The following is a 14,362-nucleotide window of genomic DNA, read 5'->3' on the forward strand; positions in this document are numbered from 1 at the left end:
CACCTCACTATCAGGAGTCGAACACCATGGCACACATCATCAATCGGCGTGGCTTCCTCACGCTCACCGGTGCGGCCGCGGCCGCCGCAGCCCTCGCTGCGTGCAGCGGCCCCGGATCGGGTGGGTCGGGCGGCGAGGCTGTCGAAGGCGACGCGAACACCATCAACTTCTGGTCGAACCACCCGGGCAAGTCCCAGGAGTTCGAGAAGGAACTGATCTCGCGCTTCCAGGCCGAGAACCCCGGCCTGACGGTCAATCTCATCGACGGTGGCAAGAACTACGAGGAGGTGTCGCAGAAGTTCAACGCGGCGCTGTCCGGCAACGATGTGCCCGACGTCGTCGTGCTCTCGGACGTCTGGTGGTTCAACTACGCCCTCACCGGTGCGATCGAGCCGCTCGACAAGCACTTCTCCGCGGCAGGCGTCGACCAGTCCGACTACGTGGATTCGCTGCTGGCAGACTACAACTGGAACGGCAGCCACTGGGCATTGCCGTACGCGCGCTCGACGCCGCTGTTCTACTACAACAAGGCCGTCTGGCAGCAGGCCGGACTGCCCGATCGCGGGCCGGCCACCTGGCAGGAGTTCGACGAATGGGGCCCGCGCATTCAGGCCGTCGTCGGAAACGGCAAGCTCGCTCACGGTTGGGGTAATGCCGTCGACTACCTCGGGTGGACGTTCGAGGGACCCATCTGGACGTTCGGGGGATCGTACTCCGATCAGTTCGAGCTGAAGTTCGACGACCCCAATACCATTGCGGCAGGCAAGTTCCTGCAGGACATGATCCACACCAAGAAGTACGCCGCGGTCTCCAACGACATCGCCAACGACTTCGCCGCCGGCATCATCGCGTCCACCATCGCCTCCACCGGCGACCTGTCCACCATCAAGGGCGGGGCGGCGTTCGAGTTCGGTACCGCGTTCCTGCCTGCCACCGAGGGGACCCCCGGTTGCCCCACCGGCGGAGCCGGTCTGGCCATTCCTGCGAAGATCTCGGACGAGCGAAAGGTCAACGCGCTCAAATTCATCGATTTCGTCACCAACGGTGCCAACACCGCGTACTTCTCCCAGAACACCGGCTACATGCCGGTCCGCAAGTCTGCGCAGCAGGACCCGTCGGAGATCGCATTCCTCGAGGCGAACCCCAACGCGAAGACGGCCGTGGACCAGTTGGCGCTGACGCGTTCGCAGGATTACGCCCGCGTGTTCGTCCCGGGCGGCGACAAGATCATCGGTAGTGGACTCGAGCAGATCGCGTTGCAGAATGCCGATGTCGCAACGACATTCGCATCCGTCTCGGATCAGTTGCAGCAGATCATCGACCGCCAGATCACCCCGAAGCTGCCGAAGTAATGGCCGCCGTTCACTACGCCGGTGTTTCGCACCGGTACCCGGGTGCCGATTCGCTCGCTGTCGACAACCTCGAACTCGACATCGCGGACGGTGAATTCATCGTTCTCGTCGGACCTTCGGGGTGTGGGAAGTCGACGAGTCTGCGAATGCTCGCCGGTCTCGAGTCCGTCGAAAGCGGTCACATCGACATCGGCGGAGTGGACGTCACGTCATTGGCCCCGCGGGCCAGGGATGTCGCGATGGTGTTCCAGAACTACGCGCTGTACCCCAACATGACCGTCGGCGACAACATGGGCTTCGCGCTGCGCAATGCCGGAATGAGCAAGTCCGACACCGCAGCACGAGTACTCGATGCCGCGAAGATGCTCGAGCTCGAGCCGTTGCTGAACCGCAAGCCCGGCAAGCTCTCGGGAGGACAGCGACAGCGAGTGGCCATGGGACGCGCCATCGTGCGTCAACCCAAGGTGTTCTGCATGGACGAACCGTTGTCCAACCTCGACGCCAAACTGCGGGTGTCGACCAGGGCTCAGATCGCCGGTCTGCAGCGACGATTGGGCACCACGACGGTCTACGTCACCCACGATCAGGTCGAGGCCATGACCATGGGTGATCGCGTCGCCGTGTTGCTGGACGGCAAGTTGCAGCAGATCGCTGCGCCGCGGGAGCTGTACGACAATCCCGTCAACACGTTCGTCGCCGGATTCATCGGGTCACCCGGGATGAATCTGGTCGACGCCCCCGTGCGCGACGGTGCGGCCGTACTCGGTGAGTTGCGCATTCCCGTCCCGTCCTCGGCGGGCGAGCGGGTCGTCGTCGGCGTGCGACCGGAATCGTGGGATCTGGTCGGCGACAGTGCCGGCGGCCTGCAACTGACCGTCGAGCTGATCGAGGAACTGGGTGCGGAGTCGTTCGTCTACGCCTCCGCACCCGCCACGATCGATGGGTGGACCACCGCATCCGGGAGGATGTCGGTCCGAGTCGATCGCAAGCTGTCCATCGCACTGGCCGAAACCGTTCGGCTGGTACCCAAGCTGGACGAGTTGTTCTTCTTCGATTCCGTTACAGGCCTGCGGTTGTCGTAGCAGGCTCGCCGAGATTGACCGGGAGCGTGGCCCATCCGTGCAGGACACGGGTGTTGCGACGGGTTCCCTCGCCTGCCGACCGCAGGTGAGGGTACCGGTCGAACAGGGTCTTGAGGCCCACTTCCGATTCGGCCTTGGCCAGTGCAGCGCCGAGGCAGTAGTGCCGCCCGCCCGAGAACGACAGGTGCTTACCGGCATTGGCGCGAGTGACGTCGAAGCGATTGGGGTCCTCGAACACCAGCGGATCCCGATTGGCACCGGCCAGCACCAGCACGACCAGCTTGCCCGCGTGCACCGTCACTCCCTCGATCTCCACGTCGCGCTTGGCCATGCGGGCCGTGAGCTGTACGGGAGACTCCATCCGCAGCATCTCGTCGACAGCCGTGGGCCAGTGTGACGGATCCTGTTGCAGCACAGCCAGTTGGTCGGGGTGATCCAGCAGCAGTTGGATCCCGCTGCCGAGCAGATTGACCGTCGTCTCGAACCCCGCAGCCAACACCAGACCTGCGGTGGCCCTGAGCTCCTCGTCGTTGAGGCCGACGCCCTCGTCCTCCGCGGCGATCAGCTGACTCATCAGATCGTCACCGGGATTGCGACGCAATCCGGCGATGTGTTGCGACAGCCAGGCGTCGAATCCGATCAGACCGCGTTCGACCTGCTTGAACTGAGACCACGACAATCCGATGTCGAGGCTGGGTGCGGCCATCTCGCCGAACTCGAGGACTCGCTGATTGTCCTCCACCGGCACTCCGAGGATGCGCCCGATGACCGCGACCGGTAGACGCGCACAGTAGCGATCGACGATGTCGACGACCGGAGAACCGTCGGACAGCTCGTCGAGCAGAGCATCGGCCGTTTCCTGCACCTGATCGCGCATCTTCTTCACCGCGCGGGCGGTGAAGACCGAGGACACCAGCTTGCGGTACCTCGTGTGGTCGGGTGGCTCGACCGAGAGCAGCGAGGGCGGCAGAATCGGGTGCAATGCCCCGGACCGGGTGTTCGCCTCGATCCAGCGCAGCGGCCCGGGGAGGGTTGCGCCCAGCTGGGTGACGCGGAAATCGTCCGAGCGCAACAGGTCGAACGCCACCCGGTGGTGCACGGTGATGTTCGAGATCCGTGTCTTCACCAGCGGCGCGGTGGCGCGCAACTCCTCGTAGACGGGTGTCGGATCGGCCCGGGTCGCCGGATCGACCAGCAGCATCGCTTGCCTATCACCTGCGGCCGCCCCCCGTTTGGCCGCGAGGCGCACCACCCCGTGTGCGGCCAGCCAGCGTGCGAATTCCTTCATCCGATGTCCCCTCCCCGTTGTGTACCAGCCTGTTGCTACCAGATCTTGACGCGCTTCCCCGGGTCCAAGTACAGCGCATCTCCGGGCCGTACGTCGAATGCTTCGTGAAAACTGTCGAGATTTCGCACGACGCCGTTGCAGCGGAACTCCGGCGGCGAGTGCGGATCGACGGCGAGTCGACGGATTGCCTCGGCATCGCGTGCCTTGGTGCGCCACACCTGTGACCACCCGAAGAACACGCGCTGCAGGCCGCTCAGGCCGTCGAGCACCGGCGCGTCCTTGCCTTCGAGCGAGATCTCGTAGGCGGCAACCGCGATCGACAGACCACCGAGGTCGCCGATGTTCTCGCCGATGGTGAACTCGCCGTTGACCTTGTGGCCGGGCAGTGCCTTCGGCTCGAACTCGTTGTACTGCTCGATCAACGCCGTGGTGCGCTTGCCGAATTCGGTGCGGTCGCTGTCGGTCCACCAGTCGACCATGTTGCCGTCACCGTCGTACTTGGCACCTTGATCGTCGAATCCGTGGCCGATCTCGTGACCGATGACGGCTCCGATGCCGCCGTAGTTGGCCGCGTCGTCGGCCTCGGGGTCGAAGAACGGTGGCTGCAGAATGGCTGCGGGAAAGACGATCTCGTTCATGCCGGGGTTGTAGTACGCATTGACGGTCTGCGGCGTCATGAACCACTCGTCGCGGTCGACGGGTCCGCCGAGCTTGTCGAGGTCGCGCTGGTAGTCCGCGGTGTAGCCGCGACGGTAGTTGCCGAGCAGATCGTCGGCGCTGATCTCGACGCTCGAGTAATCGCGCCAGCGATCGGGGTAGCCGATCTTGGGGGTGAACTTCCCCAGCTTGTCCAAGGCCTTCTCACGCGTCTCCGGGCTCATCCATTCGAGCTCGGAGATGTTGCGTCGATACGCCTCGGTGAGGTTCTCGACGAGCACCTGCATCCTGGCCTTGGAGTCGGCCGGGAAGTGGCGTTCGACGTAGAGCTTGCCGACGGCCTCCCCGAGCACGTCCTGAACCAGGGAGACTCCGCGCTTCCACCGCTCGCGATTCTCCTCGGTACCGGTCAGCGTCGTTCCGTAGAACGCGAAGTTCTCGTCCACGATCGCGCTCGTCAGGAACGGCGCACGCGAATGCACGACGCGCCAGGCCAGCCACGCCTTCCATGCCTCGATGTCCTCGGAAGTCCACAGCGAGACGAAGGTGCTGAGGAACGGTGGCTGGCGCACGACGATCTCGGCGAACTGCTCGGTAGTGGCACCGAGCCCGGAAATCCATGCAGCCCAATTGAATCCGGCACCGTTCTGAACCAGGGTGTCGAAATCGACCAGGTTGTAGCTCTTCTCGGCGTCACGCCTGGCCACGACGTCCCAGTGGCCGGCGGCGATCTTCTGCTCGAGGTCGAACACCGTCTGCGCGTCGTACTCGATGCCGCTGAGCGCGAACATCTTCGAGATGTGCTCGAGGTAGCTCGTACGGATCTCGGCGTACTCGTCCTGGCGGTAGTACGACTCGTCCGGCAGGCCGATGCCGGATTGGCTGAAGTGGACCAGGTAGCGATCGGACTGCTTGGCGTCGGTGTCGACGTAGTGGCCGATTGCACCGCCGACGCCCGTGCGTTGCAGGGAGCCGAGAACGCCTGCGAGGGTGACGAGGTCGGTGGCGTCGGAGATGGCGGTGAGCTCGTCGGCGATCGGGGTGACGCCGAGTTGCTCGGCACGGTCGGCGTCCATGAAGCTCGAGAACAGGTCGCCGATCTTCTGCGCGTCGCTACCCGCGGGCGGGTTCGCGGCGGCCGATTCTTCGATGATGGTCTGTACGTCGACCTCGGCGCGGTCGTACAGCGTGCGGAATGCTCCGTCGACTGCGCGGTCGGCCGGGATGTCGTACCCCTCGAGCCATTTGCCGTTGACGTGCACGAACAGGTCGTCCTGTGCGCGTGTGTTCTCGTCCTGGTAGCTGAGATCGATGCCCGAGTTCACTACTGAAGTCATGCGTCCATCTTTACACTCTTGCGCTCGATTGAACGGGTGTTTAATGTGCTGTACATGCGTTCAGTATCGGAGGATCTCACCACCAGGGCACGAATCCGCGACACCGCGATCGGCGTCTTCGGCTCACAGGGCTTCACCGCAGGCGTGCGGTCCATCGCCACCGCGGCGGGAGTCTCTCCCGGGCTGCTCAATCACCACTTCGGGTCCAAGGACGGGCTGCGCGCAGCGTGCGACGAGCACGTTCTGCGAGTGATCCGCGAATCGAAGACCGCCTCGGCTGCGCCCGCAGGCATGATGGAACAGCTCGCTCGCATCGACGAGTACGTGCCGCTGGTCGCCTACATGGTGCGGAGCTTCTCCTCGGGCGGTGCGCTGGCGCGAGAGTTGTTCGAGCACATGGTCGACGACGCCGTCCGCTACATCGACGAAGGAGTCCGCGACGGCCGATTCACCCCCAGTCGAGACCCCGCGGCACGCGCCCGATTCCTGACGCGACAGAACGTCGGCGGACTACTGCTGTACGTGCAGATGGCCGGCCCCGACGTCGATTTCCGCGAGGCACTGAGCGCCCTCGGCCACGAGGTCATGTTGCCCGCGCTCGAGCTCTACACCGACGGACTGTTCACCGACTCCCGAGCTTTGGACACGTATCTGGAGGCGAAAGAATGACCGACGCAATCGCAGTGGACGACCTGGTGAAGAAATTCGGTTCGGTTCGGGCGCTCGACGGACTGTCGCTGCACGTACCGACCGGTGAGGTGCACGGCTTCCTCGGTCCCAACGGAGCCGGCAAATCCACGACGATCCGCATCCTGCTGGGTCTGATCCGCGCGACGAAAGGCGACGTGCGTCTGCTCGGCAGCGACCCCTGGACCGACACCGTAGCGCTGCATCGACGCCTGGCCTACGTGCCGGGTGACGTGACGCTGTGGCCGTCGCTGACCGGCGGTGAGGTGATCGACCTGCTCGGCCGAATGCGAGGAGGCATCGACTCTGCTCGCCGCGCCGAGTTGATCGAGAGGTTCTCCCTCGACCCGGGCAAGCGCACCCGCACCTACTCCAAGGGCAATCGCCAGAAGGTGGCGCTGATCTCGGCTCTGGCGTCGAACGTGGAGTTGCTCGTCCTCGACGAACCCACCTCGGGACTCGATCCGCTGATGGAGCAGCACTTCGGCGAGTGTGTGAAAGATGCTGCCCGACGCGGAGTCACGGTGCTGTTGTCCTCGCACATCCTGTCCGAGGTGGATGCACTGTGCATTTCGGTGACGATCGTCAAGGACGGGCGGACGGTCGATACCGGGACTCTGGCGTCGATGCGACACCTGTCTCGTACGACGGTCACCGCCGATCTCGAGCGCATGCCCGACGGTTTGACCACGCTCGCGGGGGTGTCCGACGTCCGAGTCGCGGGATCATCGGTCACCTGCACGGTGGAGAACGAAGCCCTTGCGGCGACGATGCACGTGCTGGCCGACGCCGGAGTCCGCAGCCTGGTCAGCTCCGCTCCGACACTCGAAGAACTGTTCCTGAGGTACTACGCATGAAGGCTCTGACAGGAACCGGCGCGTTGCTGCGGTTGTATCTGCGTCGCGATCGTCTGGTGGCACCGGTGTGGATCGTTCTGCTCGGGGCGTTGCCGCTGCTGTACGCGGTCAGCTTCGAGGGCCTGTATCCGACGGCGGCGGATCGTCAGGCGTTCTACCTCGGGACTCTGTCGGCGCCCGCGCAGGCAGCGCTCGTCGGCCCGATCTTCGGTAGTGACCTGGGAGCTCTGGTGTCCTGGCGTTCGGGGTTGGTGCTGGCGCTGGTTCCGCTGGCGGCGATCCTCACTGTGGTCCGTCACACCCGAGGTGAGGAGGATGCGGGTCGAACCGAGCTGATCGGATCGACGGCGGTGGGTCGCTACGCCGGGTTGGCCGCGGCGATCGCGTTGGCGGGCGGCGCGGTGGCGGCGACGGGAGCGTTGTCGTCTCTCTCGCTGTGGGCGTTCGGTCTGCCGGTGGCCGGGAGCGTCGCGTACGGGGCGTCGGTCGCCGTGGTGGGGATCGTCTTCGTCGGCTGTGCGGCAGTGTCGGCGCAGGTGGCGTCGGGAGCTCGGGTGGCTCGCGGTTACGCCCTCGGCGTGCTGGCCGCAGCGTTCGTTCTCAGAGCTGTCGGCGACATCGGCTCGGGAACCCTGTCGTGGTTCTCGCCGATCGGGTGGTCGGCGCAGGTGCGGCCGTTCGCCGACGAGAGGTGGTGGCCGCTGTTGCTGTCGCCGGCGGCCGCAGCCGCATTCTGTGCCGCGGCATTCGTGGCAGCGAGTCGACGCGATCTCGGCAGTGGGCTGCGGGCCGAGCGCCGCGGGCGGGTGGCCGCCGCTCCGTCACTGTCCGGTCCCGTCGCTCTCGCCTGGCGACTCTCTCGCGGAACCATCGTCGTCTGGACCGTCGGGCTCGCCCTGTTCGGCACTGTCGTCGGAGCGTCCACGGACGGGATCGACGACCAGCTCGGCAGCAGTACTGCTATCGGCGACGCGCTCGGAAAATTCGGCGGCACCACACTCGAACAATCGTTCGTTGCGGCCGTGCTGAGCATCGTCGGCATCATGGTGGCGGCCTACTCGGTGTCGGCCCTGCTGCGGCTCCACGCCGAGGAAGAGGCGGGTCTGGCCGAGATCGTTCTCGCCACCGGCGTCTCGCGGATCCGCTGGCTGGCAGGGCACCTACTCCTGGCCGTTCTCGGCCCGGCGTGGTTGCTGCTGGTCGTCGGCCTCACCATCGGGCTGACGTACGGGTCGGCGACCGGCGATGTCTCGGGTGAACTGCCGTCCGTCGTCGGCGGCGCACTGGGTCAGCTCCCGGCCGTATGGGTGGTGACGGCCATCGGCCTTGCCCTGTTCGGCGCTGTCCCCCGATTCGCGACCGTCCTGTGGGCCGTTCTGGGCGGCTTCGTCGCAGTCGGCCAGGTCGGGTCGGTCGTGGGCCTGCCTCAGCCGTGGCTCGATCTCTCGCCCTTCACTCATGTTCCGCGATTGCCGGGAGCGGCAGTCGAATTCGCGCCGATCGGATGGCTCGTCGTGATCGCCTTCGTTGTCGGTATGGGAGGTTTCACAGCGTTCCGACAAAGAGGCATCCGAGGGTGATGTGCGTCCGATAGCATCGGGTGTGGCCGATTTGTCCGGCCCGGTCCGACATGGTGGCGTCCTGTCGGGTCCGTGATCTCTGAGCCGAACGCGCATGGAGGTTACGTGCACTCGACATTCCTGCGCACATGGTGGAACCAGCCGCACAGCTACGAGTCGGTGGTGAGCTACCTCGGGCTGCACGGTGCGCTCGCTCCGTATCGCCTCGCTGCATCCTTGAGTACGTTCTCGTACGGACTCGCCGCTGCCGCACTGTTGTTGCTCACCGATTCCCCGCCGACATCGCCTGTCGGGCGGTCGATCATCGTGGTTGCGATCGTGTCGACGCTCGCGGTCGGTGTCGCCTGGTTGAAAGCTCCCTGGCCTTCGAAGCGGGTGTCTCTGTTGTTCGCCGTGTACTCGGACGTCGGAGTGACGCTGGTTCTGTTGTCCTACGGATCGCCCCAGACCACCTTCCTGGCCCTCGCGATGCTCGCAGCCAACAGCGTGTACGTCCAGCTCTTCCACAGTCCGAAAGTCATGGCGCTGCACTTGCTGTGGGCCGGGTCGGCCGTGACGCTCTTCTTCGTGCTGATCCTGCTCTCACCCGACACCGATCCCGGATTGGCCGTCGCGCAGCTGGTGGTGCTGTTGCCCATCACGTTCATGGGCCCCACGTTCTTCCAGTATCTGCTTCTCAAACTGCAGGTTCAGGCGCAGGCGGCCAACTTCGATCCACTCACTCAAGTGCGCAACCGGCGCGGGCTCGACGAGGCACTGCCGGTGTATTTCCTGGGGGCGAACGATGTGTCGGTGATGGTCGTCGACGTGGACCGATTCAAGTCGATCAACGACAGATTCGGTCACCACCAGGGGGACGCGGCCCTGCAACTCGTCGCACGTCGGTTGACGACGGACGGTGTGCTGGTTGCGCGGGTGGGCGGTGAAGAGTTCGCCGTGGTGACCAAATCGGCCGAGAACCAGGCCCTCGCGCTGGCCGAGAAGTATCGCTGCGCCGCGCATTCCGCGGAGGACCCCGCGCCCCTGACGGTGAGCATCGGCGTCGCGCATTGCACGTATCCGATTTCCGACGACATCGATTTCGACATCGTGGAACTCACCACGCTGCTGTTGCGGCGAGCCGACGCGGCGATGTACGAAGCCAAGCAGCAGGGCGGCAATCAGGTGGTCGTGGCGGGCTCGACGCCCCGACGTGATCGGTCTCCGTCAGGCACCGAGACCTGAGTGCCTGACGCGGCGGCTCAGTTCGGTGTGGAGTCGTCGTACTGGTTCTCGACGTTCTGCTGGAATTCGTCGGCACATTGCTGTTGTGCGGCAGTATCGCTGCCTGCGTTGCTGAGGCAGTCGGTGAAGTCCTGTCCACCGACTGCGTTGAACAGGCCGACCCCGACGACGACGAGAACGATCGACAGCGCTGCGGCCACGAAACCCAGAACGATCGCGATGAGTGACACGGTGCCGTTGGTGGCGGTGCGCTTCTTGTACCTGGAACGTCCGACGAAGCCGAGAACGATGGCGATCAGGCCGAGAAGAATGCCCCCGACGATGGTCCAGGAGAACAACACACCCAGAATCGCCAGGACCAGAGCCACCGTGCCGACGGTGTTCTTCGGTGCCGGTGGCTGTTGTTGGTAGCCGCCCTGCTGGGGGTACTCACCGGGTGAAGGGTAGTTTCCGGGCGGGGGATAGTTTCCGGGCGGCGGATTCTGATTCGACACGTTGAGTACCTCCGATATCGGCGATCGTGAACGCTCGGAGTGTATGTGGGTGGCTTCGGTGCGCACAGGAGCCACGTGCTCCCGTGATCAACTTGTCATCGAACGGGTGAGTCACCCGCCGAGCCGCGAATGCATCTCCCAGATGAGTACCTCGGCCGATTCGGTCGCGGTAACACGTTGTCCGCCAGTGGAACTCATGCGGACTGCATCACCCTCCCAGAGCTCGCCCACCCCCTCGAGCGTGACAGTGCCGCGCGCGACGAACAGGTGCACGAACGGGGCGTCGGGCACGGTCACGGAGGCTCCGGGCAACAACCTTGCCGCGTGCAGTGCAGCCGACTTCTGGCCGATGGTGATCGCTGCCCGATCACGGTGCTTGTGCATTCCCGACGCGACGGTGACCAACCCGCCGCGCAGTAGTTCGTCGCCGATCTCGAGCTGTTCGTATCCGGGTGTGGCACCGGGACTGTCCGGGAGCACCCACATTTGCACGAAGCGAACGGGTTCGGTGTGCCTGTTGCCGTCGATGCTCCAGGAGTCGTTCTTCTCGGAGTGCATGATGCCCTTGCCCGCGGTCATCCGTTGCGCGAGGCCGGGATGGATGATTCCGGAGTGTCCGATGGAATCCTGATGCACCAGTGAACCCTGCATCACCCACGTGACGATCTCCATGTCGCGATGCGGATGTGTCTCGAAACCCTGACCGGCGGTGACGATGTCGTCGTTGTTGACCAGCAACAGTCCGTGATGGGTGTTGTCGGGGTCGTAGTGCTGGCCGAAGGAGAACGAATGTTTCGAGTCCAGCCAGGACACACGGGTTTTCGATCGATCACCGGCGCGGTGTACGTCGATGTGGGCGGTCAGTGGAGCGGACATGTGACCACTCTACGAGCATGTCCGTGCACCGGCGTACGACCTGCATAACGTTCGGGTGTCTTTGCGGTCGGTGTGTGAGCGTCGCCGGGAGTGGGTAGGTTTCGCTGAGTACGGTCACAAGCTCCGCAAACTCCCCCGAAGGCGGCGAGAGATTCTCATGGTCGGTTCCAGCTCGAGTGTGGCACGCACGATCGAACCCCAGCTCGAGGATGCTCTGGCGGCGTGGTTGCCAGGTCAACGGTGGTTCGGCGCAAAGGGTTCGACGGTCGGAGCGGTGCGCATCGTCGCGCGCGACGTGCTCCTGGACGAGCCGCATTTCGCGGCCGAGCATCTGCTGGTGGAGGTGCAGCTGACGCAGGACGGCACCGCCGTGACGCAGACCTACCAGGTTCCACTGGGGTTCCGCACCGAGCTGACCGACGATCTCCGACCGTGGACCCTGCCCGTGGCGGGCGAGGTGGCCGTGTTCGACGGTTTACGCGACCCCGAGATCATCGGCCTGTACGGCGATGCACTTGCCGCCGGAAAAGCCACTGGCAGCATCGAATTCAAGATCGTCGACGGTTCGAGTGTGCCGAGCGGTCTGCGCGGTCGGGTTCTGGGGGCAGAGCAGTCCAACACCTCGGTGATTCTCGGTGATCTGCTGTTGCTCAAGCTGTTTCGTCAGGTGCCGCCGGGAATCAGCCCCGATGTGGAACTGCATCGCGCGTTGGCGGCGGCGGGGAGCGTCAACGTCGCGCCGCTTCGCGGCTGGCTCGAAGCCGAAGTCGGCGGTGAACCCACGACGCTCGGCATGGCCCAGGATTTCGCCGCGAACTCCGCCGAAGGCTGGACTGCGGCGCTGGCCAGCGTGCAGGAGGTGTTCGATTCCCCGCAGACACCGATCGAAGAACTGCCGGCCGATTTCGCCTCCGACGCGCATCGAATCGGAGCAGCTGTGGCGCAGGTACACCACGATTTGGCATCGGAGTTGGGCACCGCCGAGCGGTCGGTGGAATCCACTGCCGTCGAGGAGATCCTCGCCCGCATCTCGGGAGTGGCACGGGTGGTGCCGGAGATCGCACAGTACATCCCGGCGGCGACCGCGCTGATCTCGCGGGCGGAGGCGTCGAACAGCACCACGGTGCAGCGCATCCACGGCGACCTGCATCTGGGTCAGGTGCTGGGCACTCCCGAACGGTGGCTGCTCATCGATTTCGAGGGTGAGCCGGCCAAGACCCTGGCCGAACGTAGGCAGATGGACAGCGCGCTGCGCGACGTCGCAGGAATGCTGCGCTCGTTCGACTACGCCGCCAACCACCTGCTGGTCGACCGCCCCGAGGACGAGTCGGCGCGCGAGCGGGCCGAGCAGTGGGCGGCGCGGAGCATCTCGGCATTCTTCGACGGATACGCCTCGGTGGCCGGGCACGATCCCCGTGACGAGGCCGACCTGTTGCGTGCATACGAACTGGACAAGGCCGTGTACGAAGTGCTGTACGAGGCGCGCAATCGGCCCACCTGGCTGTCGTTGCCGATGCGGGCCGTAGCGCGCCTGGTGAGTTGAACTGCAACGCACGAGGGGCGACGTCGACCGGCCCGTCTACGACAAGTACCGTATTGCCTGACACGGGAGGCAGGACATGAACGGTATCTTGGCAATTTTCGGCATCGCGGTGGTCGTCGTCACCATCGTCGTAGTGGTCGTGCTCGTTGCGGTGTTGTTCGTCGCATCGATCAAGCCCGACAGCCTCAACATCGACCTGGACCGCAAGAAGCGCGCCCGGGAAGAAAGTTCCACGAAAGCCTGAGACTTCCGTCACGCCCGAGACCGATTCGTCGGTGCGCGGAGTTGTATCGAGTCGAAGCGCCGACCGACGCTTCCGGTTCTACAACTGGAGTCCTCGTGAGCATTTCCCTGAAAGCTCCAGCTGCGTCCGGTTCGTCGGGCTGTGCGCCCCGCATCAGGTCGCGGATGCTCGGGGAGTCGGTGCTCGCTCAGTTCACGCGGTTCGTGATCGTCGGGGTGTCGAGCAACGGTGTGTACGCCCTGTTGTTCGTCGCGCTCGCTTCCCTCGGATCGTTCACCGCCAACCTCGCGGGTGTGGCCGCAAGTACCGTCCTGGCCAACGAACTGCACCGCCGTCACACCTTCCATGCGACCGGTCGAGTCGGTTGGTTCCAGACTCAGTGGGAAGCCGGAGGACTGGCCCTGATCGGGCTCGGTCTGAGCACCGCCTCACTGGCCGCAATGCACATCCTGTTCCCGGCGGCACCGACGTACGTACAGGTTCTGGTCGTGATCGCCGTGAGTGGCATCTTCGGAGCCGCCCGATTCCTCGCTCTTCGTGGCTGGGTGTTCCGTTCACCGGCTCTCGCAACCCCCGTATCGAATCTCGCCACTCGGTGAGCTGTGAAATCGCACCACTCGGCCTCGCCGGTGATTGCGACCTCTAACAGAATCCGGGCAAGGCACCCCGCACGGCGCATCGATCGCCCTAGGCTGGCGAGCCGACGTCAACGCGAGGAGGCATGTCGATGGCCAGGGATCTGACACAGCTCGAGCTTCTGCAAGAGCTGGTGCCCACTGCCGAGGACAACGTGAACCGTCACCTGTCCATGGCTCGGGAGTGGCACCCTCACGATTACGTGCCGTGGGACGAAGGTCGCAACTTCGCCGCACTCGGCGGCCAGGACTACGACCCGGAGCAGTCCAAGCTCTCCGACGTCGCACAGGCCGCGATGATCACCAACCTGCTCACCGAGGACAACCTGCCGTCGTACCACCGGGAGATCGCCGAGAACTTCTCCCAGGACGGTGCCTGGGGCACCTGGGTCGGCCGGTGGACCGCTGAGGAGAACCGGCACGGCATCGTCATGCGTGACTACCTCGTCGTCACCCGCGGCGTCGATCCCGTCGCCCTCGAAGAAGCCCGCATGATCCACATGACC

At 64.9% G+C, this 14,362-nt stretch carries 14 protein-coding genes; 10 read left to right on the forward strand and 4 right to left on the reverse strand.

Going from position 1 to position 14,362, the window contains the following annotated elements:
- The first annotated feature begins 26 nt into the window (after positions 1-26).
- Positions 27-1,352 (forward strand): ABC transporter substrate-binding protein, encoded by a 1,326-nt coding sequence (locus CH276_RS11225; protein ID WP_032396740.1) that lies wholly within the window; start codon positions 27-29, stop codon positions 1,350-1,352.
- Complete coding sequence (locus CH276_RS11230) at positions 1,352-2,434, forward strand: ABC transporter ATP-binding protein (protein ID WP_032396739.1); 1,083 nt, start codon at positions 1,352-1,354, stop codon at positions 2,432-2,434. The genes CH276_RS11225 and CH276_RS11230 overlap by 1 nt, the downstream gene beginning before the upstream one ends.
- On the opposite strand, the gene CH276_RS11235 is transcribed toward CH276_RS11230, so the two are convergent.
- Positions 2,412-3,722, reverse strand: coding sequence for a cytochrome P450 (locus tag CH276_RS11235; RefSeq protein WP_094629191.1), 1,311 nt, complete (start codon positions 3,720-3,722; stop codon positions 2,412-2,414). The genes CH276_RS11230 and CH276_RS11235 overlap by 23 nt on opposite strands.
- Before the next feature lie 35 nt (positions 3,723-3,757).
- Positions 3,758-5,716 (reverse strand): M13 family metallopeptidase, encoded by a 1,959-nt coding sequence (locus tag CH276_RS11240; protein ID WP_094629192.1) that lies wholly within the window; start codon positions 5,714-5,716, stop codon positions 3,758-3,760.
- Between the two features lie 54 nt (positions 5,717-5,770).
- On the opposite strand from CH276_RS11240, the gene CH276_RS11245 reads away from it, so the two are divergent.
- The 4 genes from CH276_RS11245 (at position 5,771) to CH276_RS11260 (ending at position 10,064) form a co-directional block, all read left to right on the forward strand.
- Positions 5,771-6,385 (forward strand): TetR/AcrR family transcriptional regulator, encoded by a 615-nt coding sequence (locus CH276_RS11245; protein ID WP_094629238.1) that lies wholly within the window; start codon positions 5,771-5,773, stop codon positions 6,383-6,385.
- Complete coding sequence (locus CH276_RS11250) at positions 6,382-7,260, forward strand: ABC transporter ATP-binding protein (RefSeq protein ID WP_094629193.1); 879 nt, start codon at positions 6,382-6,384, stop codon at positions 7,258-7,260. Before CH276_RS11245 ends, CH276_RS11250 begins: the two co-directional genes overlap by 4 nt.
- A complete protein-coding gene (locus tag CH276_RS11255) occupies positions 7,257-8,840 on the forward strand; it encodes an ABC transporter permease (RefSeq protein WP_254923874.1) in 1,584 nt (527 codons plus the stop codon). The genes CH276_RS11250 and CH276_RS11255 overlap by 4 nt, the downstream gene beginning before the upstream one ends.
- Before the next feature lie 105 nt (positions 8,841-8,945).
- Positions 8,946-10,064, forward strand: a complete 1,119-nt coding sequence (locus CH276_RS11260) for a GGDEF domain-containing protein (protein WP_094629194.1) — start codon at positions 8,946-8,948, stop codon at positions 10,062-10,064.
- 17 nt (positions 10,065-10,081) lie between these two features.
- Here CH276_RS11260 and CH276_RS11265 read toward each other — a convergent pair whose 3' ends face one another.
- Positions 10,082-10,558, reverse strand: coding sequence for a DUF4190 domain-containing protein (locus tag CH276_RS11265; RefSeq protein WP_230596931.1), 477 nt, complete (start codon positions 10,556-10,558; stop codon positions 10,082-10,084).
- A 111-nt stretch (positions 10,559-10,669) separates the two neighbouring features.
- Positions 10,670-11,434: a pirin family protein gene (locus CH276_RS11270; RefSeq protein WP_032396735.1), complete on the reverse strand. Its 765-nt coding sequence runs from the start codon at positions 11,432-11,434 to the stop codon at positions 10,670-10,672.
- A gap of 157 nt (positions 11,435-11,591) precedes the next feature.
- On the opposite strand from CH276_RS11270, the gene CH276_RS11275 reads away from it, so the two are divergent.
- The 4 genes from CH276_RS11275 to CH276_RS11285 all read left to right on the forward strand — a co-directional run.
- Positions 11,592-12,977, forward strand: a complete 1,386-nt coding sequence (locus CH276_RS11275; protein WP_094629195.1) for a maltokinase N-terminal cap-like domain-containing protein — start codon at positions 11,592-11,594, stop codon at positions 12,975-12,977.
- Positions 12,978-13,053: 76 nt separating this feature from the next.
- A complete protein-coding gene (locus CH276_RS28455) occupies positions 13,054-13,221 on the forward strand; it encodes a hypothetical protein (protein WP_176459207.1) in 168 nt (55 codons plus the stop codon).
- A gap of 164 nt (positions 13,222-13,385) precedes the next feature.
- Positions 13,386-13,820, forward strand: a complete 435-nt coding sequence (locus CH276_RS11280; protein WP_141214694.1) for a GtrA family protein — start codon at positions 13,386-13,388, stop codon at positions 13,818-13,820.
- A 128-nt stretch (positions 13,821-13,948) separates the two neighbouring features.
- Positions 13,949-14,362: acyl-ACP desaturase (locus tag CH276_RS11285; protein WP_176459209.1), on the forward strand; the 414-nt coding region annotated here is incomplete at its 3' end.

This window comes from Rhodococcus sp. 06-470-2, assembly GCF_002258235.1.
In the GTDB taxonomy this organism is placed as follows: Bacteria; Actinomycetota; Actinomycetes; order Mycobacteriales; family Mycobacteriaceae; genus Rhodococcoides.